Origin of the sequence: Escherichia sp. Lx600-2 (assembly GCF_036662595.1) — a bacterium.
GTDB classification, from domain to species: Bacteria; Pseudomonadota; Gammaproteobacteria; order Enterobacterales; family Enterobacteriaceae; genus Escherichia; species Escherichia coli.
This window is the reverse complement of the sequence record NZ_JAYQWM010000222.1, coordinates 1-1,423: the sequence shown is the minus strand read 5'-3', so window position 1 is coordinate 1,423 and position 1,423 is coordinate 1. Positions and strand designations below refer to the sequence as shown.

The window sequence follows — 1,423 nt, the reverse complement described above, 5'->3', positions numbered from 1 at the left end:
AATCGGCTCAAACATGAAGAAATGAAATGACTGAGTCAGCCGAGAAGAATTTCCCCGCTTATTCGCACCTTCCCTAGTTTTTAGACTAGTCATTGGAGAGCAGATGATTGATGTCTTAGGACCGGAGAAACGCAGACGGCGTACTACACAGGAAAAGATCGCTATTGTTCAGCAGAGTTTTGAACCGGGAATGACAGTCTCCCTTGTTGCCCGGCAACACGGTGTGGCAGCCAGCCAGTTATTTCTCTGGCGCAAGCAATACCAGGAGGGAAGTCTTACTGCTGTGGCCGCAGGAGAACAGGTCGTTCCTGCCTCTGAACTTGCTGCCGCCATGAAGCAGATTAAAGAACTCCAGCGCCTGCTCGGCAAAAAAACGATGGAAAATGAACTCCTCAAAGAAGCCGTTGAATATGGACGGGCAAAAAAGTGGATAGCGCACGCGCCCTTATTGCCCGGGGATGGGGAGTAAGCTTAGTCAGCCGTTGTCTCCGGGTGTCGCGTGCGCAGTTGCACGTCATTCTCAGACGAACCGATGACTGGAAAGATGGTCGCCGCAGCCGTCACTCAGATGATACGGATGTGCTTCTCCGTATACACCATGTTATCGGAGAGCTGCCCACATATGGTTATCGTCGGGTATGGGCGCTGCTTCGCAGACAGGCCGAACTTGATGGTATGCCTGCGATCAATGCCAAACGTATTTACCGGATCATGCGCCAGAATGCGCTGTTGCTTGAGCGAAAACCCGCTGTACCGCCATCGAAACGGGCACATACCGGCAGAGTGGCTGTGAAAGAAAGTAATCAGCGATGGTGCTCTGACGGGTTCGAGTTCCGCTGTGATAACGGAGAAAAACTGCGAGTCACGTTCGCGCTGGACTGCTGTGACCGTGAGGCACTGCACTGGGCGGTCACTACGGGCGGCTTCAACAGTGAAACAGTACAGGACGTCATGCTGGGAGCGGTGGAACGCCGTTTCGGCAACGAGCTTCCGGCGTCTCCAGTAGAGTGGCTGACGGATAATGGTTCATGCTACCGGGCTAATGAAACACGGCAGTTTGCCCGGATGTTGGGGCTTGAACCGAAGAACACGGCGGTGCGGAGTCCGGAGAGTAACGGCATAGCAGAGAGCTTCGTGAAAACGATAAAGCGTGACTACATCAGTGTCATGCCCAAACCAGACGGGTTAACGGCAGCAAAGAACCTTGCAGAGGCATTCGAGCATTATAACGAATGGCATCCGCATAGTGCACTGGGTTATCGCTCGCCACGGGAATATCTACGGCAGCAAGCCAGTAATGGGTTAAGTGATAACAGGTGTCTGGAAATATAGGGGCAAATCCAATCGGCGGTGATGCTGCCAACTTACTGATTTAGTGTATGATGGTGTTTTTGAGGTGCTCCAGTGGCTTCTGTTTCTATCA

Annotated in this window: 1 protein-coding gene; it reads left to right on the top strand. The window is 52.6% G+C overall.

Features of this window, described 5'->3' with window-relative positions; all coding sequences use genetic code 11:
* Window positions 1-103: 103 nt before the first annotated feature.
* Window positions 104-1,332 (top strand): IS3 family transposase gene (locus OQV04_RS24595; protein WP_085959875.1). Its coding sequence is split into 2 segments (ribosomal slippage): window positions 104-419 and window positions 419-1,332, totalling 1,230 coding nucleotides; the frame shifts between segments, so codons are not numbered across the junction.
* The last annotated feature ends 91 nt before the right edge of the window (window positions 1,333-1,423 follow it).